The sequence below is a fragment of the Rhodovulum sp. PH10 genome (assembly GCF_000293785.1).
Classification (GTDB): Bacteria; Pseudomonadota; Alphaproteobacteria; order Rhizobiales; family Xanthobacteraceae; genus Rhodoplanes.
Genome location: NZ_AKZI01000134.1, coordinates 1 through 1,326 on the forward strand (window position 1 = coordinate 1; position 1,326 = coordinate 1,326).

The 1,326-nt window shown below is 64.4% G+C and carries 1 protein-coding gene; it reads left to right on the plus strand.

Annotation, left to right across the window (positions count from 1 at the left end; genetic code table 11):
* A partial coding sequence (locus tag A33M_RS18955) for an alpha-1,4-glucan--maltose-1-phosphate maltosyltransferase (protein ID WP_040621809.1) occupies window positions 1-1,326 on the plus strand: 1,326 nt, incomplete at both ends.

Sequence of the window (1,326 nt, forward strand, 5' to 3'; positions counted from 1 at the left end):
TGGGCCTGATGGCGGCGGCCGAGCCGCGGCCCGACCTCACCTGGAGCCAAGCGTTTCCGCTGATGATCGAGCGGGCCCGCGCGCGCACCGGCGCGTGGTACGAGATTTTTCCGCGCAGCCAGACCGACGACCCGAAGCGCCACGGCACCTTCGACGACGTGATCGCGCGGCTGCCGGAGATCGCCGGGCTCGGCTTCGACGTTCTGTACTTTCCGCCGATCCACCCGATCGGCAAGAAGAACCGCAAGGGCAAGAACAATTCTCTGAAGGCCGGGCCGAACGATCCGGGCTCGCCTTATGCGATCGGCGCGGAAGCGGGTGGCCACGACACGGTGCATCCGCAGCTCGGCACGCTCGCCGACTTCAAGAAGCTGGTGACGGCGGCGCGCGCGCACGGGATGGAGATCGCGCTCGATTTCGCCATCCAGTGCTCGCCCGATCATCCGTGGCTGAAGGAGCATCCCGACTGGTTCAAGTGGCGGCCCGACGGCTCGATGCGCTATGCGGAGAACCCGCCGAAGAAATACGAGGACATCGTCAACCCCGATTTCTATTGCGCCGACCGCGTCGCGCTGTGGCAGGCGCTGCGCGACGTCGTGCTGTTCTGGGCCGAGCAGGGCGTGCGGATCTTTCGCGTGGACAATCCGCACACGAAACCGTTTCCGTTCTGGGAGTGGATGATCCGCGAGGTGCAGCTGCGCTGGCCAGACACCATCTTCCTCGCCGAGGCTTTTACCCGCCCGAAGGTGATGAAGGCGCTGGCAAAGCTCGGGTTCAGCCAGTCCTACACCTATTTCACGTGGCGCACCGGCAAGGACGAGATGTCGGCCTACATGGCGGAGCTGACGCGCTATCCGGAACGTGATTATTTCCGCCCGAACTTCTTCGTCAACACACCCGACATTCTGCCCCTCCATCTGCAGGGCGGCGAGCCGTGGATGTTCAAGACGCGGGTGGCGCTGGCCGCGATGCTGTCCGGCAATTACGGCGTCTACAACGGCTTCGAGCTTCTGGAGCACGTGCCGGTGGCGCCGGGCAAGGAAGAGTATCTCGACTCCGAGAAGTACGAGATAAAGCCGCGCGACTGGAACGCGCCGGGCAACATCAAGGCCTATATCGGCCGGCTGAATGCGATCCGACGTGACAATCCGGCGCTGCAGCAGACCGCCAATTTCGGCTTCGTGCAGGTCGATTCGGATCAGGTGATCGGCTTCGTGAAGGAGTCGGTCGCGCACGACAACGTGGTGGCGGTGGCGATCGCGCTCGCGCCCGGCCGACACGACGTGTGGTTTCATTTCGGCGACATGAAGATCGGCCCGGAGGGGG